This is a genomic window from Vibrio syngnathi (genome assembly GCF_002119525.1).
GTDB lineage: Bacteria > Pseudomonadota > Gammaproteobacteria > Enterobacterales > Vibrionaceae > Vibrio > Vibrio syngnathi.
This window is the reverse complement of the sequence record NZ_CP017917.1, coordinates 787,712-813,788: the sequence shown is the minus strand read 5'-3', so window position 1 is coordinate 813,788 and position 26,077 is coordinate 787,712. Positions and strand designations below refer to the sequence as shown.

Sequence of the window (26,077 nt, the reverse complement as noted above, 5' to 3'; positions counted from 1 at the left end):
TCTTGATTTGCGAAAGATGATATTGGATCTAAATGATAATTACTATTATTTGCATTTAAATAATTTTCAATTTTATCAACTAATTAAAAATCATCGTCATTAAACACATGTATTAAAAAGAGTTTTTCAGTTCCATTCACCAAGTGAATGCTTCTCTTTTTTGTGATTTAGATCTCACTTACAAAGTAGGAAAGTTATGCATAGTCCAATAACACTTGAAGCCTTACACATATTAGATGCTATTGATCGTCGTGGAAGTTTCGCGGCAGCGGCTAATGAAATGGACCGAGCACCTTCTTCATTGAGTTATCAAATCCAGAAGCTTGAACAAGACTTAGATATCATGATTTTTGATCGCTCAGGCCACCGTGCAAATTTCACGGAAGCGGGGCAGTTAATATTAGAGCAAGGAAGGATCATTCTTGGTGCCACTGAGCAGCTCGTTAATGACGCGAGTATTCTTGCTAATGGCTGGGAGTTGGATTTAACGATTGCCTTTGATGGCATTATTCCGATTGCTAATTTCTTCTCATTAGTCGATGAACTTGGAAAAATAAGTAAAACTCGAGTTCGATTACAAGAAGAAATTCTAGCTGGATGTTGGGAATCACTTTCAGATGGCCGCGCAGATTTATTGGTGTGCCCAAAGGTGGACACCATACCAAATGATATGAAAAGTGACATTATCGGCAAGATGGAAATGGTCTGGGTTGCGGCAAAAGAACATTATGTTCATAAGCGTTCTGGTGAGTTCAACCAAAAGGCGAGAGAAAGTTACAGGGTTATTGCCATTGCAGATACCGCTCGAGATCAACCTGCATTAAGCATCAATATTCTAGAAAAGCAGCCACGTTTGACCGTAACAAGCTTCCCAGCCAAGGTAGAGGCTCTAACTGCAGGATTAGGGATTGGGACCTTGCCGAGTAGTATTGCTAAACCTCTGATTGAATCTGACGTTCTACAACAGATTTCTGGTACCGAACCACAGCCTATCGACATCGTCATGGCTTGGCGCCGCAACAAAATGGGCGACGCCAAGTCTTGGTGTATTCAACATCTAAAAAAAACATGGGCGTTAAAGTAACGGTAACACCATATCTGCAGTGCCGTCTTCAAAACTGATATCTAGCTCAAAGCCCAACTTTTGAGCTAGTGTCAGCATCCCTCTATTCGTTGGCATCGTCATGCCCGACATCTGCTTGGTCTGCTTTGAACGACAGTAGTCAATAACTTTAGTCATCAGAATGCGACCTAATCCGACACCTTTCAGATCGGAACGTATCAGAATCGCGAACTCTGCATCGGTGTTCTCTGGGTTAATCAGCGCTCTCGATACGCCAATAATTGCGGGCACACCTTGTTCCTTTCTAACCACCACAAACGCAATTTCTCTATCAAAGTCAATCTGAGTAAAGTTAGCTAACGCCTCATGATTGAATTCACCAACATCACTAAAGAAACGTTTGTAAAGGTCTTCTTTAGATACACGATGAATAAAGTCAGCATGAAGCGGTTCATCTTCAGGAAGAATGGGGCGTAGCAACACTTCGGTGCCGTCCTTGAGTACGATATTCTCTTCAAGCTCGACGGGATAAGGGCGAATCGCAAGACGTTCTTGTGGATCGCCTTGGTACGCTTTCAAGATGATATCGGCATCTAGTATCGTGAACTTGTCACCGTTGGCCAGTACTGGATGGATATCCAAATCATGTATTTCAGGGCAATCTACTACCATTTGCGATATACGAACCAGCAACTCAGAGAGCCCTTCAATATCAATCGGGTTAGGCAGTTTTTGCAGACGAATCTTGCCACTTTTTATCGCCCGAATGATCAAGTAACGTGCCAGTGTCATATTGAGTGGTGGAAAGGCTGCAGCAGCGTCAATGGATTCGTCCCATTCCGAACCGCCTTGACCAAGTAAAATGATAGGGCCAAAGGTTTCGTCCGTTGTGACCTTAACACGCAACTCTTGGCCGCCCGCGAGCTTGGCCATACCTTGAATCAACAATCCATGGATATGAGCGGTTGGAAACGACAATTGAGATCGATCGAGAATCGCCTGAGCGGCATTCGCAACTTCACTGCTGTTTCTTAAATTGAGCATGACTCCTTGCACGTCCGACTTATGTGAAATGTCTGGCGAGCGTAGTTTAACTGCGACTGGGTAACCAATCGTTTCAGCAATATGTACCGCTTCACTTGGGTCAGAAGCTATCCAAGTTGGTAATACATCTAGGTTAAAGTGCTTAAAAAATTGGCTGTTTTGATGGGTATCAAGGCTAACTGTGTTTTTATCCAGTAGTTGTCGATCTATCCAATTTTTTGCATCTGCTAGATCTTCAATATGGACTTTTTCTGCCGTGGTTGGCGTTTCCATTAACTGACGCTGGTTACGTCTGTACTCGACTAAGTGCATGAATGCGACCACTGAACTTTCAGGAGTTCGATAGGTAGGAAAGCCCGCTTCGGTAAACAACTTTCGTGCTGGCTTTGCTGTTAGCTCGCCTGACCAATTCGTTAGGATGTTAAATCGCTTATGGCGAGGATGCTTTTTAATGGCTTCAATAATTCGCTCAGCTGTTTTAGCTGAATGTGCGATCGCAGAAGGGCTGTGCATGATAAGAATCGCATCCGCTTCATCACCATCAAGCAAGATGTTTATCGTATCGATATAGCGTTGCTCACCGGCATCGCCCACAATATCGATTGGATTACTCTGAGACCAACTCAATGGCAAAACCTTATTGAGTTTATCTAGCGTATCTTCAGAAAACTCGGCAAGCTTACCACCACGGTCAAAAAGGGTATCCACCGCCATGATCGCAGGGCCGCCACCGTTGGTCACAATAGCCAAGCGCTCTCCACGTAATGGCACTGAATGAGTCAGAGTCTCTACCGCTGCAAACAGTTCATGTAAGTTCTTAACTCGTAACATGCCGCTGCGTCGGATCGCTGAGTCATAGATAATATCTAACGTATCGGCACCGCCAGTATGTAGCATTGCTGCCGCCCGACCTTTAGCGGTTCGCCCGCCTTTTAGTACCAGAATTCGTCGGTTCCGTGATGCAGCACGCGCCGCAGAGATAAAGCGCCTCGCATCTTTAATACTATCGACATAAAGCAATATTGCTTCGGTGTGAGAGTCGGTACTCAGATAATCCAACAGCTCCGAGAATTCGATGTCACTGCCATTACCTATCGAGATAAACGCAGAGAAGCCGATCTCTTTATCGTTCGCCCAATCTAGAATCGTGGTACACACTGCTGCGGATTGAGAAACAAAGGCAATTTTACCTGGCAGCGCCGTCACCGGAGAGAAAGAGGCATTCAAGTTTAACCACGGAAGAATAACTCCCAAGCTATTGGAACCAAGCACCCGGATATTGTTTGCTTTGGCTATTGCAATACATCTCTCATCAAACGTCTCACCATTATCACTTTGCTGTTGCATGTCGGAGGAGAGTACAATGACAGAAGCGATGCCTTTCTTGGCTAACTCTTCAAAAATGGTCACATTGCGTGTCGCGTTGGTACACAGAATAGCAAGGTCAGGAACAATAGGTAGCGACAGAATGTTTTTGTAAGAGAGCACGCCCGCCACAGAATCGTATTTTGGTGTTACCGGCATCACCGCACCTTTAAAATCCCCGTGTAACAAATTGTTCATGACGATATATCCTGCACGCGTTTCTCGTTGAGAAGCACCAACAACAGCGATTGAACGGGGTTTAAGTAGGGGATCAAGATGATTCATAGACATATCCTAGCAATGCACGTAAGTTCATCGTAACTTACTTTTCACTCACGGGTTGATTGCAAATTCACCGAATTAAGATGAATAAGCAGACACTGCATTAAGTTTGTGAAATAGGTCACCCACTAATGGTGTATAATCTTAAAGTTAACTTGATTCTAAACCGACGTATCGGCATGATTTATAGTAGTAATTATTATTAAGGATATAGAGCTTTCCATGAAAAAACTTGCAATTGTGACTTTGCCACTGCTCTTGGCTGCATGTGTATCTGACAACTACGTTACCAACGTAACGTCAGATAGTTATCAAGAAGAGTTCAAAACGGCTAAAGTTGAAGCTCCTGTTGTATCTCAATCTGAGCAAACTGCCGTTGTTGAAGAGAACGTGGTTAACGTTGTCAGAACCGCACCTGTAGAACAAAAAATCACTCACACGACTAGAGCTAAGCCGGTTGCGACAATCACAGCTCCAACCAAGAAGCAACAAGACATGAACCAGCGCTTTGGTTACACAGTTCAAGTTGTGGCTGTTGGCAGCCAAGCCAAAGTCGATTCTTTTGTGAAAATGCTACCAACGACTTCCCAGCCAATTTGGGAAAACTACAAAATGGTTAACGGTACCAAGTGGTTCACTGTACTTTACGGTGACTACGCGACACGCTTAGATGCTAAAAAGGCGATTTCCTCTCTGCCTGCCAGCTTTCAAAACTTGAAGCCATTCGTAAAAAGCATTGATGACATCAAGAACTCTGAATACCCAACGCTTAACAAGTTAAACTAAGTTTTAAGTCATAAAGAAGGAGCAAATGCTCCTTCTTTTGTTTTATGACGGTTGGTTTTGTTTAATAGTTAATCGCTCACTCCTTAGATGACGACTTTAGCATTCAAAACACTGTACCTATTTCGACTTTTGTTTATCATTGAAGTCAGTATTCCTAGTTTCAAGGACCGAATTTACCCATGAACACCACAAACATCCTTCTACTTTGCGGCGGTGGATCTTCAGAGCATGAAGTGTCTATCGTTTCAGCCAATTACCTTTTTGAACAACTTAATAGCGTTGCAGATTTTAACGTTGTGAGAGTTGAAATTAAAAACGAAGGCTGGTGTCTTGATTCTGGTGAGTTGGTTTATCTTGATATTAACGATCAAACCTTACGTGGCGACAACTTAGAATCTAAAGTCGATTTCATTGTCCCTTGTATTCATGGTTTCCCTGGCGAAACAGGTGACATTCAATCACTGTTTGAAATGGCTAAGATTCCGTACCTAGGTTGTGGTTCTGAAGCAAGCAACAACAGCTTCAATAAAATCACATCAAAACTTTGGTACGACGCTCTGGGTATCCCAAATACGCCGTATCTGTTCTTGTCAGATAACACTGAACAAGCTCATGAGCAAGCAACACAAGCCTTTGAAAGTTGGGGGAAAGTGTTCGTCAAAGCGGCTCGTCAGGGATCTTCCGTTGGCTGCTACCAAGTCAATCAAGTAGAAGATTTAAGTGAAGCAATCAACAAGGCATTTACCTTTTCTGATCAAGTACTTATTGAGAAATCAGTGGTGCCAAGAGAGCTAGAAGTTGCCGCTTATGAAATCGATGGCGAGCTACAGATAAGTAAGCCAGGCGAGGTGATTGCACCTAATGGCGCATTTTACTCTTACGAAGAGAAGTACAGTGCAGACAGCCACTCAATTACTGAAGTTGAAGCAACTAACTTAACCGATGAACAACGTGAATTGATTACAGACAGCGCCCGCAAGGTATTCACACAGATGAAGCTTCGTCACTTGTCTCGTATCGATTTCTTCCTAACACAAGACAATGAGATCTACCTGAACGAAGTGAATACCTTCCCAGGTATGACGCCAATTTCCATGTTCCCAAAAATGGTTGAACATGATGGCCACAAATTCAGCCAGTTCTTAGAGAACTGCGTGAGAACGAGCCTTGCTTAGTTTATCCAGTTTTAAATAACTCATTAGATAGCATAATAGCGCCTTGAGCTTACCTGCCAAGGCGCTATTTGTATGTAAGTCGGAAGCTTTTCGTTTTTCAAGTCAGTTGTTTGATTGACCAAGTCGTTTATTACAATCTACCTATAAAAAACCTGCCTATAAAAAACTGCAGATAAACAAGCCGCCTCTGAACAAGGCCATCAGCTTATTGCCAAGGGATTAGTGCTTTAAACTTCATCTTCTCACTCTCAGATGTACCCGAATAACCCACATATTGCGCAGGCATTGCAGGGCTGAGCCAACGACCAAAATCTTGGATTTCTCTCACTTTAAGGCCTTGTTTCGACAGTTCTTGAGCAGCACCTACACGAATAGAGTTCCCGGAGAAGTGGTGGTTGTCAGCCAATTGAAGTAAGTCACTTGCTCTTCTCAATATTCTGTAGATCGACGAATCATCTAAAGGTTGTAGACTGATATTTTCATGTTTATCTATCGCACGAAACACAGGCAACTCGTCTTGTGTTCCAGTAAACGAAAACCAACGTTCAAGTGCGGCGCTTGCTACTCGCGACAGCCTATACACTGAATCTTTTATTGTGATCTGGTAATCATTCTCAACGCTATCCACATTATCCATCAACAACGTCTTTAGTTCTGATCGCTTTAAAGCACACTCGAACATCACATTATAAATCGCGATATCTCGGATCTCTTTTAAGCTCGATTTCTCATGGGAAAGTAACGTGTTTAACTCTGTGAGGTGTGTGGATGTCATCGCATTGGTTTGTTTCGCATCACCAGCCATCCTGGCTTGCAAGTGGAGCAGGGTAAAGCGAACTTGCCTATGCTTGATTGGGTTGGAAAAGCTAAACACAGTATGTAACATGCTAAGTGTTGCAGTGTAACGTTTCAAAGACGCGAATTTTCTTTCACTGGATTCAGTCTCAAGAAAACGCCGAACAGCAGTGATGGATGCAGGGAGTGTGTTGATACGATTTTTAGTACAAAACGCGTGGTAGCGATTCCAATCACTGTAGATACCCAACAAGGAGTTTCGAGAGTACTGATATCCTGTTAACTCATCTATAATTTCAATTGTCGCGTGGCTGTTTAATTTTTCAACAAATGAATTAATTGTCACAGAGTCGGTTAAAATCGGGACTTTTTTTCTCAAATTACCGTACCTCAACAGGTGTTTTTACCATATTATGCTTGATATCATTAGAAGTATACTTATGATTAACGTAATGAAAACAAAACAATGATCAATGGATATGGCGAATTCAGTTTACCGAGGCGTTCCTCTACAATCAGCGGATGCAAACAACACCGTTTGGCGTGCCAAGCTAAAAAACAACATTATTCAAGGCAATTTACCTGCTGTGAAAAAGAGTATTGATTGGTGGATTGATACTGCGACCCTTATTGACCCGAAAGAGTTCACAGCGTTAAACAGGTCGAGAGCGTCTGGTGGCGGCTTAACTGAAAACTTCCATGGTTACCAAATAAAAAATGATACCGGTGAGCCTAACGCTTGGTATTGCATGTTTAACGGGCGCCTAATCAAAGGTGGCAAGATTGCAATCCAGCGTCATATAGAGGCTTTCTTACTCGCAAAACAAAAAGCAGCACAGCAAAAGAAGTAAAATTATGAGCCTAGTATATTCAACTGAAACAGGTCGTATTAAACCTGAAGAAGAGAAAGTCCAGCGCCCTAAAGGTGATGGTATTGTTCGAATCCAAAAAGAAACCAAAGGCCGTAAAGGCAAAGGCGTTTCTATCGTAACAGGCTTAGACCTAGATGACGCACCATTAAAGTTAATGGCGGCAGAACTAAAAAAAGTATGTGGCTGTGGCGGCTCAGCAAAAGATGGTAACATCGAGATTCAAGGCGACGCTCGTGACAAGCTCAAAGCGCATCTTGAAAAGAAAGGCTACAAAGTTAAATTTGCTGGCGGTTAAGCTCTAACTAATACCAGGGGTGAAATCGAAGATTATTATCACTGGTTATTAGGTATTTTATGGTAAATAGCCATTATGGTTAAATACACAGTATAATCCAGAGACCACCAACACTAAATAAAGGCAGGGCATGACATAAAGACACCTGCCTTATAATTGCCAAAAACAATTTAACATAACGTATATAATACGCACTAAGGCTGTTAGAGCAATTTAGTAATGTCCGGTTTGAGCCATTTTAAAATGTCCTCCTAAGCTTACCTATATTGGTCTGCTTAGGAGTTATCCGGATGCTTATTACTATGAGTGAAAAAGATATTTATCGATTTAAGGTTCTGACTGACGTACGTGAAAAACGACTACGCCAAGTTGACGCTGCTGTCATTTTGAATCTATCTGCGCGTCATATCCGGCGTTTGATGAACCGACTTCGTAAATACGGCGCAAGCGGATTGGCTCATCGCGCTCGCGGTAAGCCTAGCAACCATAGGTATTCCAGTGATTATCGAAACGCGGTGTTAAGCCTTGTCCGCGAAAACTACAGCGACTTTTCACCAACACTCGCTCAAGAAAAATTATCTGAGCTGCACAACTTACCCGTATCAAACGAAACTTTACGTCAATGGATGATCGCCGACGGACTGTGGCTTCCACATGCACAACGAAAACCTCGAGTCTATCAGCCACGTTACCGTCGTGATTGCTTGGGTGAACTTATCCTAATTGACGGCTCCCATCATGACTGGTTTGAAGGCCGCAGCGACAAATGCTGCCTATTGGTGTTCATTGACGATGCGACTGGCCGCTTGATGAACCTCAGATTCAGCGAAACGGAATCCGCGTTTGACTACATGTTGGCGACGCGTGAATACCTCAATGAGCACGGTAAACCCATCGCATTTTACAGCGACAAACACTCCATATTTCGAGTGAATCAGGAGAAACACAAACAAGTTGGCCAAACCCAATACGGGCGAGTGCTGAAAGAGCTGGCGATAGAACTCATTTGTGCCAACAGCTCCCAAGCCAAAGGCCGTGTTGAGCGAGCCAATCTCACGTTGCAAGACCGGCTGGTTAAAGAGATGCGCTTACAAGGCATCAACACCATCGAGCAAGCCAACACCTGGCTTCCCTACTTCATCGCCGATTTTAACCACCGCTTTGCTAAGCCCGCTCAATACCCAAAAGACATGCATCGCCCGGTTCGAGAGTCCAAGCAAGAACTCGACGATATTTTCAGTTGGCAAGAAAGCCGCAAGCTATCAAAATCGCTGACATTTCAATACGATAAAGTGATTTACCTCATTGAGCCCACCGAAGAAAACAGCCGATTAACGCACGAAACCGTGAAGGTACTCGACTACCCAAACGGTGAAATCGCCATCCAATACGGGCATCGAAAACTCGAATTCAAAACCTTCGACAAACTCGAGCACGTTCAACAAACCCAAATCGTCGACAACAAACGCCTCGGCCAAGTTTTAAAATTTGCTCAGCAACAACAACAAGAATTCGAACAACAACAGCAACGAACCCGGAGTAAGAAAGCGCCCAAGCGCCGTGCACAACAAAGAGCCTTACAAACCGCCCCTCGAACCATCAACCCTGTCCTCACTGAACCCTTCAAAGCCTCCAGTCAAAAGACCTAACAACGGGACATTTCTATTTGGGACAAATGAGGACATTTTAAAATGGGATTGACAGAGAGTGTAAGCCCCAGATAGTAATGTCACTATTTTCCAAAGTTAAAATGTCATCGTTTCCTCTTAAACCCTTAATACAACTGGTGCCTCAAGCATATTGAGTTCACCAGCATTCTCTAAATGCTCTTTTAACCCAATCATTATATGTGTGGCCAACATCTACATGATTCGTTTAAACAAAGTCGATCAACACGAACATTTGTTCTGTCTGTCTTACATCTTCTTGTACTCATGATTTACCGCGCTGTGTGTAAACCTTGTGGGCATTGCTGTCGTTTCTTTTTCAGATTTTACACACGCCACCGTGTTTCTTGTTGGCGACACACGTTGAATTCTGTTTTGAGCTTCTATCATCCAGTTCAATTTTATTACGAACAATCGTCAACAAGCTTCCCAATAAGAATCTTCAAGTTTATCGACGATAACTTTAAGGTTTTTACTAGTTGGTAAAACTATTGAGCTGCTTCGTCTGTACCTTAGTTGTTCGTACTAGTACCGTCTAGAATAAATTTGAATAGATACAAAAGGCTCGCAGTTCGCGGGCTTGCAACACATCGAAAACATTACACTGTTGTTGGCTCTTCAATAGCACTGTCCATTTTAACTTCGACTTCAGTTCCAAGTTGAAGTATGCGATATACGAGATTTTGCAACTCTTGTGAACGGCAGCCGCTATCCCATGCTTCAATCAAAGCTTTAGATACGGCTAAAGGGTTTTTCTTCAATCCTTTTGCGTTACCATAATGTGCTGCTGCTTTATCTTCAAAACCTTTCCATTTTGGTCCAAATTCTGGGCCAATTGTTACTGTGATATTATGTGTCCACATTGTCAGATTGCTGAATCGATGTGTTTCTTCCGACCAATGTAAAGCTTTATCATGACCTAGCAAATGGAGAATTGATGCGTTATCTTTCTTATGCTTAACCACTTCACCTTCTACTGTTTTGTTTGTGTCAGCATCACAAACCACATATACATCAATACCAAGATGTTTAGCCAAAGCAATTGGTTTAAGCAATTCACTTTTACCCCCAACTGGAATTATATGGAAGCCACCAAGCCTAAATTCATCTGTTTTTCCCATCAGCTCTATATACGTACGAATGTAAGCAACATCTTCAATTCCCTCAACGAGGATTAGTTTCTTACAAAAGAACATCTCATTGATTTCTGGCTTTAAGTTAGGGTAAAGCTTGGCTAACATCCCAGTTTCTCTTAGCAAAACTTGCCCTGAACCATGTAGGGTATCTGATAGTTTCTTATAGGTGACGCTTTTGACTTTTGATTCGCAAGGTACCCCCTCTTCACGAACGACCCTTAAGTACTCAAAACGTTCGACAGGAATAAAGTACGGGCTGTGGGTGCAAACCATTACTTGGGAATCATCCAATTCTTGTAATAGCTGAGCTAAGTATCTTGCTTGAGGCGGATGTTGGTATAGCTCGGGCTCCTCAACTGCAATTACTAGTGTCGGTGATTTCGCGGTATTAGCGTCTGACAACTCTTGAAGTACGCTAAGCAGATAGGAACGTTGCATGCCATGTCCAAATCTTGATAATTCGCCCTCAAATCCTTTCTCACTTATCACCACCAGAGCTTTAGGTTCTTCAATTTTCACTGACTTTTCTGGGTCTTCATTCCATACAATTTGAGCACTTGCGTCTGGGTTTGACCACTTTCTGAGCTTAATTCCTAGTGAATCTGATATTTCTTGTAGCGCAGGTTGCTCTTCTTCGAGCATCTTTTTATAAGAAACTCTGTACTCTTCTTTCAATTGGCTGACTTTGTCTTTAAACGTTACTTTTGTACCAAGAACACGGTTCAAGAGTTGATCAAGTGCAGAGCCTTTCGTTTGTTCAGCTTCTTCTGAAAAGTCTTTCGATGCCGAAACAAAAACCCACTCTAGGTATGGAGCGATTTTATTGGCGCCTTTACTTGCTCCATAAAACTGGTCCTCACTTGGAACCAAAGTGCACAACTGCGGATTTTTAGCTTCATAGTCATGGAGAGCGACTTCCATATCACCTTTGGTTTTTACGTCAGCCAAGCCTGAAAACGTATTTTTCAAATTTTGATAAATAGCCTTGAGCTCGGGAACTTTTGCTTTCTGCTTGTTTGCATCGAACCAAGCACTGAAACCAGATATAACCATTCGGTTACCATATTGCTTCACATCAGCGCGCTCAGTAGCTGGGTCATATTCAGCTTTTGCTGTGACAATTAGCTTACCCTGCCTAACGTAATCCGCTAAGTCAGATTTCGCTTCTGCTGATAATGAATTGAAAGTAACTGTGATTTCAATAGGTAACTGGGTATTTTTATGGTGGAAATCTTCTTTAGAGAGCTTGCTCAAGTCCGTTTTAGAATCGCGGAATTGACGAAAGAAAACGTTAAGTGCATTCATTACCGTCGACTTACCTGCACCATTCGAACCTACGAAGCAACTATAGTCGTCTAACAAAATTGTTTCATCTTTAAATGAGCGGAAGTTTTTTACTCGAATACTTTCAATTTTCATGAGATCTTACATTTTGATGGATATACCCTTAGATATGAGGTGGGATTGATAAACTATCAATAGATAATCAGAATATTATTGCAAATAAACAATAACTTACAGTTTTATCAATACAAACGTTAATTGTAAAATGACCAAAACAAAGACCTATATAACGACTAGAATCTTAACGGATATTACCGAATTGAAAGCGAACTTAGTCCCTGTGCCCTTCTAGTAAAGCTAGAACCTCAATCACTTTTGTACTCAGGTACGATGTCTATTATACCACTTATAAAAAGTGACACTGCAACATAACTACCCTCCACTTTAATTGATGAACAGTAAACAGTGGCCTCGTGCCTCGTTATCACAGAAAGCCATAAAACTCGCACACATAACTCTGATTACGACAAACCGAGCGCCTTTAAATTTAACTGTATAAATACACAGTTAAATTATTCCCCCCGCAAAAATCACACTTGTCGAGCGAATAGCATTCAAAACCAACGCCATGCGTACAGAATTCGTTCTAAAAATCAGTTTAATCATTAACTTTTCTGTATAATCTTCAATTCAATTTTAACTATTGAGTGCGAGTGCGAGTGCGAATGTGAATACTCGATAGAATCTCTGTTTGCGGTGACATCACGCATAACCACAAAGTTACATGTATGGATGATTAACATTTTGAGCGACAACGTATTCAGGCAAATCAATATATTCCTTTCGGTTTTTTGCCTCGCTGCCACTCTACTGTCGTTTATCTCTTACCATATGATCATGGATCAAAACTACGTTATCACTCCAGACAGATTCCCTACACTCGTGAACACTGACCAAGAACATAATGGTGGCACCAAAGGGGTGCTGTATAAGTCAGAAGACACCATTGAGTTACAGTGTGACTTTAAGCGTACCTATAGCTCGCCATTCTGTGAGATTGAGTTCGTTATCTCTACGGAAGGTAAAGGTCTGGATCTCTCAGTGTATGACTCAGTGACCATCAATATGGATTACGAAGGTCAAGAACAGCCAAGGTTTCGCTTTTACATTCGAAATTACGACGAGAATTACAGCGTTCAAGGTGACGCTATGTCTAATAAGTTCAATCGTTTAGATTTCTCGTTACCCGATAGAAAACACATCGACTTAGATTATTTCAATGTCCCTTTATGGTGGATCGACTATTACAACCACCCTATTACGAATAGCGCCGTAGACATTACCAACGCAGTGTCGGTTGAGTTAGGGCTTGGTGCTAGCACACTTGATGGGCACCATAAACTAACAGTACAAAGCATCGTTTTTCACGGCAAGACGATCGACAAGTTTGTACTAGGAAAACTCTTAATTAGTTTATGGGTGCTGTATGCGATTTACTATATATCTTGTGCGTTTTATCTAGCCAGAAGAACAAGAACAGATGCCGCACAGCAACAACGTTTGTTGACTCAAGAAATTGAAGAGCTAAAGATAAAGGCTACAACCGATCCGTTAACCGGCTGTAGGAACAGAACTGAAGCTTTAGATGCTTTAGATGCTTTCTATGATTTTGAATGGTTAGCCCAGCAAGGAAAAACAATTCACATCGCTTTGTTTGATTTAGACCATTTTAAGCAAATCAATGATCAACATGGCCATGAAGTGGGTGACAAAGTACTTATTCAGTTTGTCGCGACGGCTAACGAGAGTCTTGGTGAGCAATATTTACTTTATCGCTGGGGTGGTGAGGAGTTCCTTTTAGTTTGCCTGGAACAAACTGCGCTACAGTGTAACGAAGCTATCAATAATCTATACCTAGCAATCGACCAAAACGTTTGGCCTAAAGCGCTTAAAGTAACGACTTCGACTGGAGTAACACAGCTTAAGCAACATGAATCGATACGTTCTGCAATTAAACGTGCAGACAAGGCACTCTACCAAGCGAAAGACAACGGACGAAACCAAGTCGCAAAGTTGTACTAAAGCTCGCTTGTCTAGACTGCAGTTACACATTCAACTCTCTGCCAATACTCAATCAAGACGCCACTAATACCCTGTCGGATATCTACTATCCATTTAAGCAGCCGTTAGATTTTTAACGCTGGCTAAACAAGCCAAAAGCTTTGCTGTTCATTAGGATTCTAATCGATATGTACACCTCTAAGCGCGCTTTCACCATCTGCAATAACACGATCTGTTACTAATAACGCCCCAATAGCATTCTCAGGTTGATACGTATCGTTCCTGAATCGCTCTACAAACAGCTCTTCCTTACGTCTCTAGCTTCCCAAGCCTTGCTCTTAAAGTCACATATTTGGCTAGTAAAGCTCACTCTAAGCAGTGGTGGGTCACTCGCGGTATCGGTTTTAAACATTACCGTCGTTACTTATCTCGCACTGTTCTTCGAGAAACCCCTTACTTTTCTGCTTCCAAAATCATGCACTCGTATCCCCTAAAAAGAGAAGTCACAACGTCACTAGCCTTAAAAAACGCCATAGATTTAACCACTTAGACATGGTGACATAAATACTGACACCTAAAATGATGATTGTATTACTTTCAGATCTTACTGTAATTTAATTACAAACAGAAGCAAAGAAAAGCCCGATAAGTGGATTACTCCAACGTAACTCACTGAATAGACGGAATTTAATGGTTTTGAATAGCTCGGGATTTAGGGTAACTAAAGAGTTGGTATGTACGAGATAATCTACTAGAGGGCAAAATATTTAGTTATAGTGCACGAAGGTGTTAAAAAAGAAGGGCTGATGCCCTACTCTTCTTTATTACTCATTTCTTCACGAATTTGCTCAGCAACGATTTTGATTGCTTGTGCTGTGCTGATGCCTTGAGTCATCATTTCTTGAATTCGTTCAACAGCTTTCTGTTGTTCTTCGTGAGAAAGGGTTGGTAAGTCGTTTAGCATAGTCTGCTCCTTTATTTAGGAGCAGAACTATATAAGGACTGTTAGTAACTAGCAAGGAAATTGATTGAAGCACCCATTGCATTTTCATTGGTGTAGTTAGCACTTAGATCTAACTGGAACAAATTGAGTGGCGACAAACCAATACCTGCAGTGACTGTGCCTTCTGAACCAGAGTATGCCAAATTCTTGTAGTACCCTGCCCTTAGCTGAAGTTGGCGTAGAACATCAACTTCTGTACCAACACGAATCATCTGTTCGTTATCTTTGAACGAAGTAAACTTTTCAGTTTCGTTTAAGTCATAGTCGACACTAAGCGTAAAGTAGTCCGCTACGATACCAGCACCTACGGTATATACTGGCTCTAGTTTGTATGCGTATTGGCCACCGACTTTGTGTGTCACACCGCTGGTCGTGCTCGTTAAAGTTTGAGATGTATCTTTGGTATTAATATCTCTAGATATTAAGTTGGTAGCCGAAAAACCAACTCGAAATGGACCTGTGAACCAAAGCGCGCCAGCATCCATATTAAAAGAAGTTTCACCTTCACCATTGTCTCTTACATCAGACAAATCGTAGCTCTTAACAGAAGCAACGTAGTTGTATGTGTAAATACGTTGAAGTTTAGGCGTGATACCAAATGAAATATGCTGCCCCATAAAGGTTTGATATTTAGCGAGAGTTAATCCAACTTCGGTAACACCAATAGCAACGGCTTCTACCGTCGACAACTCAAGCTTATCGGCATCTGTCGCTGACGCTTCATTGTAAACATTTGGTGTAGCAAACGATTCTGTATAGGCTTTACCGAATAGGTTCGCCGCTATAAATTGATTTGGGATTGCGAATGCGACAACACCACCAAGTTCAACATTAGCTTGGTTACCATCGAGTTTTTTAAGAGCTGCATCTAAATCTGCAGTGTTTGTCGCAGCCAGAGCGGAATCAATATTTGATTTCATGTCTTGGGGGTCATTATAACTACCACCAAAACTTGGCGTGATCATACCCATATCATCGTTACGACGATAAATAGCAACAAGTGCTGGGTTATAGAATGGAGCTGTTAGGAAGTTTGCTGAAACAACACCAACACCACCCATCGCATCACCACGCGCTTCAATGGCGTAGTTTGCTGCTGAAAGAGGAAGACTGGCGAATGCAATTGATGCTGCGAGTAGTTTAGTTGTATTTTTCATGCCGTTTATCTTTGTTAGATCCCTTACATTATTAACGGCTCAATTCTAAATTACTTTAGCTACTCTTCGCTAGAAATATCATAAGTTTTACTGATAGTTTGTGCTTGCTCTATCGCTATGTCACCTTGCCAGCGCGAATGTACCATTGATACAGCTAAAACATAACGATCATTGGGCAGTTCTTCACCCGTCAAATTGGTCGGATAATCGGATTCATAACTTTTACCCCACACCTGCTTATATCGTTCATCGACATAATCGTACAGACCTACGTCTAGCTTTGGTAATGGGCAGTATGGGTTCAGCAGTGCTTTTTTATCGATCAACCAAGAGTCTTTAGATGCCCAACGAACTTGTTGGCGCATAACCACTTCGCCAAGAATGATCCAGGTGCTCCAGGAATTACCGCTGTCTCCTTTCACAGTCAGGCGATAAAGTCCTGAATCAAGTTGAGACGCTAAGCTATAACGCTTGCTGTACATACTCACTGAAGCGTTGTTGATTACTGGATTACCTTTGGTGAACTCACTATCAGACGAAACGACTTTGTCGACCCACTTCTCAAAGGTGATGTCTTGGATGTTGCTTTCCGATTCAACATCAATCGCCACACGAAATGTTTCCCTGCCGGGACTTTGAATAACGTGTCTTTTCACGACAACCGAGCTTATCCAGTCTGGTAAGGTTTTTTTTGTGAGCGTTTTACCACAATCTTTGTTCAATGCTTGATCGAACAATTGATTGAGATGATCTTCGCGAGATTGCGAAGCATTAATTTGCCAAACTTCCACTAGTGAATCAAACATCAAGGCTAAATCGTTATCTAGCAGGTGCTTGTGTACTTGTGTTAGCGTATCACTATCCTTAAACCAATCAGCTGCTTGTGCAGTATTGATGACGCTTGATAAAATGAGTAGTGGAAGTAAGGCTTTTTTCATTACGCTTTCATCTTGTAGCCAACGCCACGTAAGGTTTCAATTTCTAAACCTGGTAACTTCTGTCTTAGTTGAAGAACGTGCGTATCTACGGTACGTGTTGTTGGGAAATGGTTGTAACCCCATACGTGGTCTAGTAGCTCATCACGTGTAAACACTCGACCAAGGTTACTTGCCAAGAATAATAGTAAATCAAATTCCGTACGCGTTAACGTAACTTCCAATTCATTAAAAAACACTTCACGTGTTGCTTTGTCAATTACAAGGTTTTGAGCCATCACTTTTGATGCATCTTGATCTTCAGCATCAGGTAGGCGTAGCTGTGCACGGATTCGAGCAAACAGTTCAGCTTCTGCAAACGGTTTCGTTAGGTAATCATTCGCACCTGAGTCTAGTCCCGCTACTTTGTCTTTTACTGTCACGAGCGCCGTTAGCAATATAACGGGGATGTCTTTCTTTTTCTTCCAACCTGGAAGTGAATCTACCGAGTCACCATCAGGAAGTTGACGGTCTAAGATCACAAGATCCGCTTGTTCCCAATAGCCTTCAACTTCAGAGATCAGCTCGGCATGCAAACATTCATATCCAGCTTGCTCAAGGCTAACTAATAAACCGTCAGCTAAATTTTTATCATCTTCAACGAGAAGCAATGTCTGTTTCACAAGGTATCTCCAAAATAAATGTTGTTGGGGGGCCGATAAGCGTCATGTGACCGCCCATTTTTCCGACCATAGATTCCACTATCGTCAGACCTAAACCGAGTCCACTCTTACTTACGAATGGCTTTCTTAGTTGCCCCCAATCTTTGCGAGACAAGTCTCCATTATCTATAACTTTGAATGTCAGCTTCTTGTCAGAAGTATTCAGTTCTAGTATCACTGGAGCAACACCGTATTTCACGGCATTTCTGATCAGGTTATCAATACAAGTACCTAACCAATATACGTTTACTTTTGCAGCAATATCTTTATTTACACGGAGTTCAATGCCCGGTGCAAAGTCTTCTTCAACTTTGTATTGAAGCCACTCTTCAACGCTTGGCACCCACTCTGTTGCAAGCGGCTGGTTGTCTGATTGCAAATAATCTTTACTTGCTTCTGCCAACTGCCTTAAACGGCGCGTATCTTCACATAACCTACGAAACTCATCATATACCGATTCTGGTAAATGTTCGAACTCACGTCTAAACCCTTCAACCGTCAATGACAAACTTGCAATCGGCGTTCTTAATTCGTGCGTTAGAATTTGAAGAACTAGCATCCGGCTCTTCATCTCTTGTTTTTTACTGTTCCAACGGTAAACGGCCCACCCCAACACAAGTAGGATATTGGCGATCACCAAAATAAACATGGCGATCTGCAGAAGCTCTGAATGATCTTCTATTTCCCAACATACATTGCCGCGTTGGACAAAACAGCTGTTGCCTTCTGAGGACAAACTAAAGGATAAGCCCGCGAGCGTAGCGTTTTCGTTCCAAACTGATTCTTTATACAGGTAATACCTATCACCGCGCTTGACCCACATTTCATCAAGCTCAACAAACATACTCGCACCCGCTAGCAAAGCTGTTATGGCTTCGTTGTCCATCTTCTGTAGACGAGACAGTAGTTCATCGTGTTCGGTGTTTGGTCGCTCTTGAATGTGCATGTAGCGCTTCAACGAATCAAATTTCTCTGGGTATAACTCAACGTATCGTGCGGCATATGAACCGCCACCAGGGTGGATCAAACCACTACGAGTAAACCAACGATCAGAAAGCTTAGTTCCTTTGCACATTGCACGAGTAAAGACTAAAGGCTCGGTGATTAAAGGGCTTAATGGCAGCTTCCCGCTGCATGTTTTTGACAGCCGGTATAAGCGTTGTATGTCTTTGAGTGGGTATTCTGCAGTTTGCGGCAGCATAGAAGACGGCATGATCAAGCGAGTCGGGTAATCAGCCTGAAGCAATCGAATATCATAAGATTCAATTGCCATTTCATGATCAAAAAGTTTGGTGAAGTTATCGATACGCTCAGGTAAAGAGTCAGCAAACGCGTTTACTGAAACTGATAACGTAGCGATAAGCAGAGTAAATGTTCTTTTGATGATCACAAACCAACGCAAATTCATATAGATCAATCAAATATATACCATTCGTTACCAAAGATAAATTTATAAGCGCATGAAAAGCCGTACGAATGGCGAGTTGTAGCGACGAATTCAATCATATTAGAGTTATGTTGCACAGGTGCACTCGCTAGTCGTTTGATTAGTCATAATTTCATTCGAATGAGTTTTGCGTCCGTTTATCGGACTGTGCTTATTACTTATCGCTTTAGGGCACAGTCACTTTCAGATGATCAAAAAAAGGAGCTCTAATGAGCTCCTTATTTAGTTATGACTTAATGCTTAGGCTGAGAAAATACTTAAAAAGTGTTTCCTATAGATGCTCTAGAATACCGAGGCAGCTCTGTTTCGCATCACCAAACAACATCTGCGTATTCTCTTTGAAAAACAGCGGGTTTTGCACACCGGCATAACCTGTGTTCATCGAACGTTTGAATACGATAACGTTCTGAGCATTCCAAACTTCAAGTACTGGCATGCCAGCGATTGGACTATTTGGATCTTCAAGTGCTGCTGGGTTCACAGTGTCGTTTGCACCGATAACCAAAACAGTATCTGTCTCATTGAAGTCATCGTTGAGTTCGTCCATTTCAAGAACGATATCGTAAGGTACTTTTGCTTCAGCAAGCAACACATTCATGTGACCCGGTAACCTACCAGCAACTGGGTGGATACCAAATCGAACATTGATGCCCTGCGCTCGTAGCTTCTCAGTGATTTCATGCACTGGATATTGAGCTTGAGCTACTGCCATGCCGTACCCAGGAGTGATGATGACTGACTTCGAGTTTTTCAGCATGTCAGCCACGTCTTCAGCTGATGTTTCGCGGTGTTCACCTTGCTCTTCATCACTATCAGACACAACCACGTCTTGGCCGAACCCACCAGCAATAACGCTGATGAAAGAGCGATTCATCGCCTTACACATGATGTAAGAAAGAATCGCACCTGACGAACCAACCAATGCACCTGTTACGATAAGCAGATCGTTCGCAAGCATGAAACCTGCCGCTGCTGCTGCCCAACCAGAATACGAGTTCAGCATAGAGACAACCACTGGCATATCTGCGCCACCAATCGATGCCACTAGGTGGTAACCGAATGCGAATGCGATAAGAGTCATCACCATTAGCGCGAACATGCTGCCGTCCGCTTTAACGAACATGATCATCAGTAGTGTAGAAACTACGATCGCCGCTAGGTTCCACTTATGCTTATGAGGGATGTTCAATGCAGACGAAGAGATAACGCCGCGAAGCTTACCAAACGCAACAATAGAACCCGTGAACGTCACCGCACCGATAAACACGCCAAGGAACACTTCCACTAGGTGGATCACATGTTCAGCATGAATATCTGCTGGGTTGATAGAAACAGTAGCAGGTGGATCAATGTAGCTGTTGTAACCTACAAGTACTGCTGCCATACCTACGAAGCTGTGCAGAATTGCCACCAGCTCAGGCATTTCAGTCATTTCGACTTTTCTTGCGTAGTGGATACCAATACCACCACCGATCACCATAGCAATGATGATCCATACAATACCTGCAGAATGTGGGCCAAAGATCGTCGCGATCAACGCGATTGCCATACCCGTGATACCGTAATAGTTACCTGCGCGCGCAGATTCCTGTTTCGACAACCCAGCCAAGCTCATAATAAAGAATACAGCAGCAACAATATAAGCTGCTTGTACTAATCCTTCAGACATCTGTCACTCCTTAGTCTTTACGGAACATTTCAAGCATACGTTTGGTTACGGTAAAGCCACCAAAGATATTGATACTTGCAATTAATACGGCAATAAATGATAAGAACGTGACAACGCCACTTCCTTGTCCTATTTGTAACAGTGCACCGACTACAATGATTCCTGAAATCGCGTTAGTTACGGACATCAAAGGCGTATGCAGAGAATGGCTTACATTCCAAACGACGTAATAACCCACCACACAAGCGAGTACAAAAACGGTAAAGTGAGATAAGAACGCAGCAGGAGCAACCGACGCTACCCAAGCGAAAGCACCAACAGCAACCACCATACCCGCCACTTTCTTAATTGGAGAAACAGGTTCTTCAACTTTAGGCTCTGGTTTGGCTGCTTTTGGCTTAGCTTGTTGTGGTTGAGCTGAAACTTGAATAGGCGGAGCTGGCCAAGTGACCTCACCCTCTTTAACCACAGTAACACCGCGCAGAACGACATCTTCAAAGTCGATATTGATGTTGCCATCTTTCTCTTTGCAAAGCAGTTTCAGCAAGTTAACGAGGTTCGTTGCATACAGTTGAGATGATTGAGTCGGTAGTCGACCAACCATATCTGTGTAACCTACTACTTTCACGCCGTTAGCCGTTGTAATGACTTGATCCGCAACGGTATATTCACAGTTGCCGCCATTGGCTGCCGCAAGGTCAACAATCACACTACCAGCACTCATGCTGTCTACCATCTCTTTGGTAATCAGCTTAGGGGCCGGACGACCAGGGATCAGTGCCGTTGTAATGATGATATCGACATCTTTAGCTTGAGCTGCATAAAGTTCTTCAGCTTTCTTATTGAATGCTTCAGACATCTCTTTTGCGTAGCCGTCGCCCGCACTGGTATCTTCCTTGAAATCCACTTCCAAGAATTCAGCGCCCATAGACTCGACTTGCTCTTTTACTTCAGGACGAACATCGAACGAACGAACGATCGCACCCAAACTACCCGCAGCGCCAATTGCCGCTAAGCCAGCAACACCCGCACCAGCAACCAATACTTTCGCTGGTGGAACTTTACCTGCCGCCGTAATTTGACCCGTGAAGAATCGACCAAACTCATGCGCCGCTTCAACCACAGCACGATAACCCGCGATGTTAGCCATAGAACTCAATGCATCTAACGCTTGAGCTCTTGAAATACGAGGTACGGAATCCATCGCCATCACGTTGATGTTACGAGTGGACAATTGTTCCATTAATTCTGGGTTCTGAGCTGGCCAAATAAAGCTGACCAATGTTGCGCCATCTTTAAGAAGATCAATTTCATTTTTAGTTTCGTCAACGATCGGAGCGTTAACTTTAAAAATAATATCGGATTTCCAAGCTTCATCTGCGGTGACAATTTTTGCTCCAGCTTGTTCATAAACTGCATCTTCAAAACTTGCTAACGCACCTGCTTGTGATTCAACACAAACTTCAAATCCTAATTTTAGAAGCTGTTCTACCGATTTCGGTGAAGCAGCGACTCGCGTTTCACCTGCGAGTGTTTCTCTTGGTACACCAATTTGCATAGCTATTCCTTGACTATTGGCACGAATGACTTATTCGTTTGTATCTAACGACAACTAATACTTCAAGTGTTTTATTCAAAGAACAGAAAAAGTTATTACTTATAACGATTTGGATGGAATTTGAGCGCTTCATTTGAAGAAATGACGACCGTCTCGAACTGGAGGTCAAACCACTTGCGCATAATCCTTTAAATAACAACCGAGTAGCTGTTCTTTGTTCCTAAAACTAAAAAGAGCTTTCAGCATATACACTGAAAGCCCTTCTAATTATGACCAACATCAATTCTAACCCTATTTGGTTAGCTAAAAATGCTATCGCCCATTTGGTCGATGAACATCTGCGATTTTTTAAGCATCAGTTCATCGGCGTCTTGTTTGTTTGAAACAACATCTGAACGAATAAAACGATGGGTTTTGATTTCACCATCAAATTCTTTCTCGATTCGCCCAGCTACACGGTATTGACCAGATTCAGCAATGGCATCTTGATAGATATTGAAGCCTTTGTATTCGACTGGCTCAATTTCTACTTTTTGTTCGGTTTTTTCTTTGCCACTAAATAATCTAGAAAAGAATCCCACGTTTTTACTCCTAAAATGACCGCATTAACCGTAAACTATCATGACTGTTTGCCGCTCAACAATGGCTTTTCATACCATTGTAATTCAACGTCATCATCAAAATTATGTTGACTAAAGATTACGGGCACATTGTCGTCACGCTCGCGTCTTCTGTCGTCAATGATCATACTTTCTGCATTTTTGACCGCGATCTCACTATTTCGTTTATACAGTACCAATTTATCCTCTGGCAATGCCGATAGAAAATCGACATCGAAGCGAATATAGATGGGTTTAAGCTGACCTAAAGCCAAACACGCAAGATCGGCTAACTGTTCGTTGGTATAGCCAGAAACATACTCTTCTGTCGCTAATACATTTCCCACCAAAGTTTCCATATAGTTATGGACATCGACACTGATTTGCATAATACACCTCCATGTTTAGCGGTTAATTCTATTTTAATCGTTGTTGTAACGAATTGCCGTTGTAGCTAATCGATCTTGTTGCTAATCCGTTGTTGTCGCTAATTGCTGTAGCTAATCGTTGTTGCTAGCCGCTTCAGTAGCTAATCGTTATAACATCTGTTCATTGCGACTTAGGTAATCATCTACCTCTATAAGCACAAACTATCTAAATCTAATTAAGTATCCATAACGGCTGTTTCATTTATCATATATACTGTGTAGCTCGTTCTATGGTTAATAGCAACTCAAATACATATAAAAACAGTTGTACGATTATCGAGCTATGATCATGTTTTTGCTATAATTTAATGAAAAAGCTTGGCAATTGCTTGTTTAACCGTATCCTACGTATAAAATTAAATTATAAGATCATCATTATAGTTAGGCTCACCACATAAATGACATCTTCTTTCGTCACGTCGAGCATGTTTCGATTTTGCTTCCCCTTATTTTTATTAGCAATATTACTTGCAGGTATGAACAACGTCATTGTCGTGACGGAGTCAAACTTAGGGTTTGCTAGCAACCTCCCATACATTCTATTGAGCGTTGCGGTTTTGCTGTGCCACACATTTAAGCAAGGTCGTATGGCCATGGTGTCCTTAACCATGCTCGTCGCATACCTCATCATCCAAGTTCGCTTACAAACACCACTTAATACTGGCACCACTCTATTAGAACTGTCTCTGTTAACGGCTTTAGTTCCTGTAACTTGCTTACTGGTGTATGCCTTCCCGGATAACGGCGTTAACTCGAAATCCATGTTCCTATATGCTTTGGTTCTCGTTCTGTTTACGGTATGGACCCAATTAATTGTTTCTCACTTCCAATCCGGCGGGTTTGAGTCATGGAGCGAAGGGCTTCTGTTTATCGTTAGCGGATTCTCGCGGCTGCCTTTTGTTTTGGTGCTGTATAGCTTGTGCTTATTGGGTCTTACTTCGATTTTAGTTCTGGTATACAACCGGGCGATTGATGTCGTCGTATACAGTGCCATTTTGCTTTCTTCGTGTACGTTCATATTTTTTGATGTGCAATACATCTCTAGTACGATGTTCTCGCTATCTGGCACGTTGTTCATTATCTATGTCGTCTCGGCTAGCCATGATATGGCCTTTAATGACCGTTTAACTAACATTCCAGGTAGACACGCTTTAGAAGTGGATATGAAGCACTTAGGGCGTAAATACTCAATGGCGATGGTTGACATCGACCACTTCAAGAAATTTAACGATACCTATGGTCATGACATTGGCGACGATGTGTTGAAGTTGGTAGCACGTATATTGAGTGAAACCACAGGTGGCGCGAAAGCCTATCGCTACGGTGGTGAAGAATTCACGATTATATTCAAAGGCAAACACTCGGAACAGGTTAAAGAACACCTACAGGTTTTAATTTCCGAAGTACAAAACTACGATATGACGATTCGAAATAGCAACGATCGCCCAGATGACCATGAAGTTGGTATCAAAAAGCGTGGTCAGAGTAGCGAGTCAACTGAAGTCGTAAACGTAACGGTGAGCATTGGGCTGTCTGATAGTAGAACCACTAAACAACCCGTAGAAGTCTTGAAGCTTGCCGATAATGCTCTGTACAAAGCAAAAGAGACGGGCCGAAACAAGCTGTGTGTCGATATTTAAAGACGTTAAACATCGGGGAATGTAAAACTCTGAACATCGTAATTTAGCGGTGTGAACATCGAAAGCGTTGGTGCTTAGGTGCTTAGACTAGTCTTGGTTAAAGAAGATGACTAAGCTCCCTCCTTTCAAACTGCTTCCGTAATTGATAGTAAACCCTATTCCTACATTGTCGACCCAGTCATTAAACAGATTAGGGTTAAGCAACCAACCTACACTAGCTTCGTAGTAAGCCGTAGTACCCATAGACGCTACAGTGTCACCACCAATATCTATTCTTCTTATACTCGAATACATGGATGTGATGTTTTTGTCCCAACGAACTAAGTCATAGAAGATCTTAGCTTCATTTGCTATGTACCAACCTTCTGGGTGACCAATATTACCGTTATTGGCTTCTCCCCAACCGACACCATTAAAGTAATGCCAACTGGTACTGAGTTTATATTTACCCCAGTCATTCTTATCTTCAAACATCAACTTTATCTTAGGCTCTATTATGTATGCCCAAGCATCCGTGTTCAGATAAAGACCATCCAGTTGACCTTGAATAGGTGCAAGCAACGAAGAACGATATTCAAAATCGTTTCGATAATAGGAAATATGGTTACCAATTGCAGAACTAAAACTCCAGTATTCGTTCAACTGGGATACGTTCGCATACTCAACGTAACCAGAAACAACAGACTCTTTTTGAAAGTCGCTTATCGTTGAACTGGCATATTGAACATCCTTCTCTATCCGCAACGCAGATAAACGAAGTGTTACTTCTTGATGGTTGTCTTCAATATAACTTGGCACTTTAAAGGTATAAGGAAGGCTGAGGGACGCGATATTTTGTCGGCGACTTACTGAGTCATTAGAGCCAATATCTTCATTGTCCAAACTAAAGACTTTGTTGGGATCAAAATTATTTATGCCAAAGGTAAACACATCCGTATCATTGAGCAAAACACTCGTTGCGAAGGTTTGTTCAATGTCTTTTCTGACCAATTCAGAGAGCGAAGCTGCGTTAACAGCGGTTGGACACACGGAAACAAACAGAGTTAATACAAGACCTTTGTTTGAGTTAGTCATGACGAATGACTTGGAATGCTGCATTTCTTTTATCACTTAAG

The 26,077-nt window shown here is 42.2% G+C and carries 21 protein-coding genes; 8 read left to right on the top strand and 13 right to left on the bottom strand.

The window, feature by feature from the left end; genetic code table 11:
- The first annotated feature begins 196 nt into the window (after positions 1-196).
- A complete protein-coding gene (locus K08M4_RS18580) occupies positions 197-1,084 on the top strand; it encodes a LysR family transcriptional regulator (protein ID WP_086050948.1) in 888 nt (295 codons plus the stop codon).
- Here K08M4_RS18580 and K08M4_RS18575 read toward each other — a convergent pair.
- Entirely contained in the window at positions 1,076-3,757 is a 2,682-nt protein-coding gene (locus K08M4_RS18575; RefSeq protein ID WP_086050947.1) for a bifunctional acetate--CoA ligase family protein/GNAT family N-acetyltransferase, read from the bottom strand. The two genes, K08M4_RS18580 and K08M4_RS18575, sit on opposite strands and share 9 nt — an antisense overlap.
- A 219-nt stretch (positions 3,758-3,976) precedes the next feature.
- Here K08M4_RS18575 and K08M4_RS18570 point away from each other — a divergent pair, with 219 nt between their 5' ends.
- Complete coding sequence (locus K08M4_RS18570) at positions 3,977-4,540, top strand: SPOR domain-containing protein (protein WP_086050946.1); 564 nt, start codon at positions 3,977-3,979, stop codon at positions 4,538-4,540.
- A gap of 179 nt (positions 4,541-4,719) precedes the next feature.
- Positions 4,720-5,715, top strand: a complete 996-nt coding sequence (locus K08M4_RS18565) for a D-alanine--D-alanine ligase (protein ID WP_086050945.1) — start codon at positions 4,720-4,722, stop codon at positions 5,713-5,715.
- 205 nt (positions 5,716-5,920) lie between these two features.
- Here the strand turns inward: K08M4_RS18565 and K08M4_RS18560 are convergent, their stop codons facing one another.
- Positions 5,921-6,889, bottom strand: coding sequence for a tyrosine-type recombinase/integrase (locus tag K08M4_RS18560; protein WP_086050944.1), 969 nt, complete (start codon positions 6,887-6,889; stop codon positions 5,921-5,923).
- Positions 6,890-6,989: 100 nt separating this feature from the next.
- Here K08M4_RS18560 and K08M4_RS18555 point away from each other — a divergent pair, with 100 nt between their 5' ends.
- From K08M4_RS18555 to K08M4_RS18545, 3 genes are all read left to right on the top strand, one after another.
- The gene (locus tag K08M4_RS18555; protein WP_086051512.1) at positions 6,990-7,361 is read left to right on the top strand and encodes a DUF3319 domain-containing protein; all 372 of its coding nucleotides are present in this window, start codon (positions 6,990-6,992) and stop codon (positions 7,359-7,361) included.
- 4 nt (positions 7,362-7,365) lie between these two features.
- Positions 7,366-7,677, top strand: a complete 312-nt coding sequence (gene yciH, locus K08M4_RS18550) for a stress response translation initiation inhibitor YciH (protein WP_086050943.1) — start codon at positions 7,366-7,368, stop codon at positions 7,675-7,677.
- A gap of 302 nt (positions 7,678-7,979) precedes the next feature.
- Positions 7,980-9,326, top strand: a complete 1,347-nt coding sequence (locus K08M4_RS18545) for an ISNCY family transposase (protein ID WP_157665768.1) — start codon at positions 7,980-7,982, stop codon at positions 9,324-9,326.
- A gap of 617 nt (positions 9,327-9,943) precedes the next feature.
- Here K08M4_RS18545 and K08M4_RS18540 read toward each other — a convergent pair.
- A complete protein-coding gene (locus K08M4_RS18540; RefSeq protein WP_086050941.1) occupies positions 9,944-11,899 on the bottom strand; it encodes an ATP-dependent nuclease in 1,956 nt (651 codons plus the stop codon).
- Positions 11,900-12,556: 657 nt separating this feature from the next.
- On the opposite strand from K08M4_RS18540, the gene K08M4_RS18535 reads away from it, so the two are divergent.
- On the top strand, positions 12,557-13,846 hold the full coding sequence (locus K08M4_RS18535; protein WP_086050940.1) for a GGDEF domain-containing protein: 1,290 nt from the start codon (positions 12,557-12,559) through the stop codon (positions 13,844-13,846).
- Positions 13,847-14,636: 790 nt separating this feature from the next.
- Here the strand turns inward: K08M4_RS18535 and K08M4_RS18530 are convergent.
- The 9 genes from K08M4_RS18530 to K08M4_RS18490 form a co-directional block, all read right to left on the bottom strand.
- A complete protein-coding gene (locus K08M4_RS18530) occupies positions 14,637-14,789 on the bottom strand; it encodes a YoaH family protein (RefSeq protein ID WP_004731009.1) in 153 nt (50 codons plus the stop codon).
- A 41-nt stretch (positions 14,790-14,830) separates the two neighbouring features.
- Positions 14,831-15,985: a conjugal transfer protein TraF gene (locus K08M4_RS18525; RefSeq protein WP_012600631.1), complete on the bottom strand. Its 1,155-nt coding sequence runs from the start codon at positions 15,983-15,985 to the stop codon at positions 14,831-14,833.
- Positions 15,986-16,044: 59 nt separating this feature from the next.
- Positions 16,045-16,923: a DUF2861 family protein gene (locus tag K08M4_RS18520; RefSeq protein WP_086050939.1), complete on the bottom strand. Its 879-nt coding sequence runs from the start codon at positions 16,921-16,923 to the stop codon at positions 16,045-16,047.
- Positions 16,923-17,582: a response regulator transcription factor VxrB gene (vxrB, locus tag K08M4_RS18515; protein ID WP_009845363.1), complete on the bottom strand. Its 660-nt coding sequence runs from the start codon at positions 17,580-17,582 to the stop codon at positions 16,923-16,925. The genes K08M4_RS18520 and vxrB overlap by 1 nt, the downstream gene beginning before the upstream one ends.
- On the bottom strand, positions 17,557-19,029 hold the full coding sequence (gene vxrA, locus K08M4_RS18510; protein WP_009845362.1) for a sensor histidine kinase VxrA: 1,473 nt from the start codon (positions 19,027-19,029) through the stop codon (positions 17,557-17,559). The genes vxrB and vxrA overlap by 26 nt, the downstream gene beginning before the upstream one ends.
- A 310-nt stretch (positions 19,030-19,339) precedes the next feature.
- Positions 19,340-20,737, bottom strand: a complete 1,398-nt coding sequence (gene pntB, locus K08M4_RS18505) for a Re/Si-specific NAD(P)(+) transhydrogenase subunit beta (RefSeq protein WP_086050938.1) — start codon at positions 20,735-20,737, stop codon at positions 19,340-19,342.
- 10 nt (positions 20,738-20,747) lie between these two features.
- The gene (pntA, locus tag K08M4_RS18500; protein WP_086050937.1) at positions 20,748-22,295 is read right to left on the bottom strand and encodes a Re/Si-specific NAD(P)(+) transhydrogenase subunit alpha; all 1,548 of its coding nucleotides are present in this window, start codon (positions 22,293-22,295) and stop codon (positions 20,748-20,750) included.
- A gap of 299 nt (positions 22,296-22,594) precedes the next feature.
- Positions 22,595-22,876, bottom strand: a complete 282-nt coding sequence (locus tag K08M4_RS18495; RefSeq protein ID WP_012600627.1) for an HlyU family transcriptional regulator — start codon at positions 22,874-22,876, stop codon at positions 22,595-22,597.
- Between the two features lie 38 nt (positions 22,877-22,914).
- Positions 22,915-23,283 carry a late competence development ComFB family protein gene (locus tag K08M4_RS18490; protein ID WP_009845358.1) on the bottom strand — a complete coding sequence of 123 codons (369 nt, stop codon included), beginning with the start codon at positions 23,281-23,283 and terminating at the stop codon, positions 22,915-22,917.
- A 437-nt stretch (positions 23,284-23,720) separates the two neighbouring features.
- Here K08M4_RS18490 and K08M4_RS18485 point away from each other — a divergent pair, with 437 nt between their 5' ends.
- Positions 23,721-24,962, top strand: a complete 1,242-nt coding sequence (locus K08M4_RS18485) for a GGDEF domain-containing protein (RefSeq protein ID WP_086050936.1) — start codon at positions 23,721-23,723, stop codon at positions 24,960-24,962.
- 87 nt (positions 24,963-25,049) lie between these two features.
- Here K08M4_RS18485 and K08M4_RS18480 read toward each other — a convergent pair whose 3' ends face one another.
- Positions 25,050-26,060: a Solitary outer membrane autotransporter beta-barrel domain gene (locus tag K08M4_RS18480; RefSeq protein ID WP_086050935.1), complete on the bottom strand. Its 1,011-nt coding sequence runs from the start codon at positions 26,058-26,060 to the stop codon at positions 25,050-25,052.
- Between the last annotated feature and the right edge of the window lie 17 nt (positions 26,061-26,077).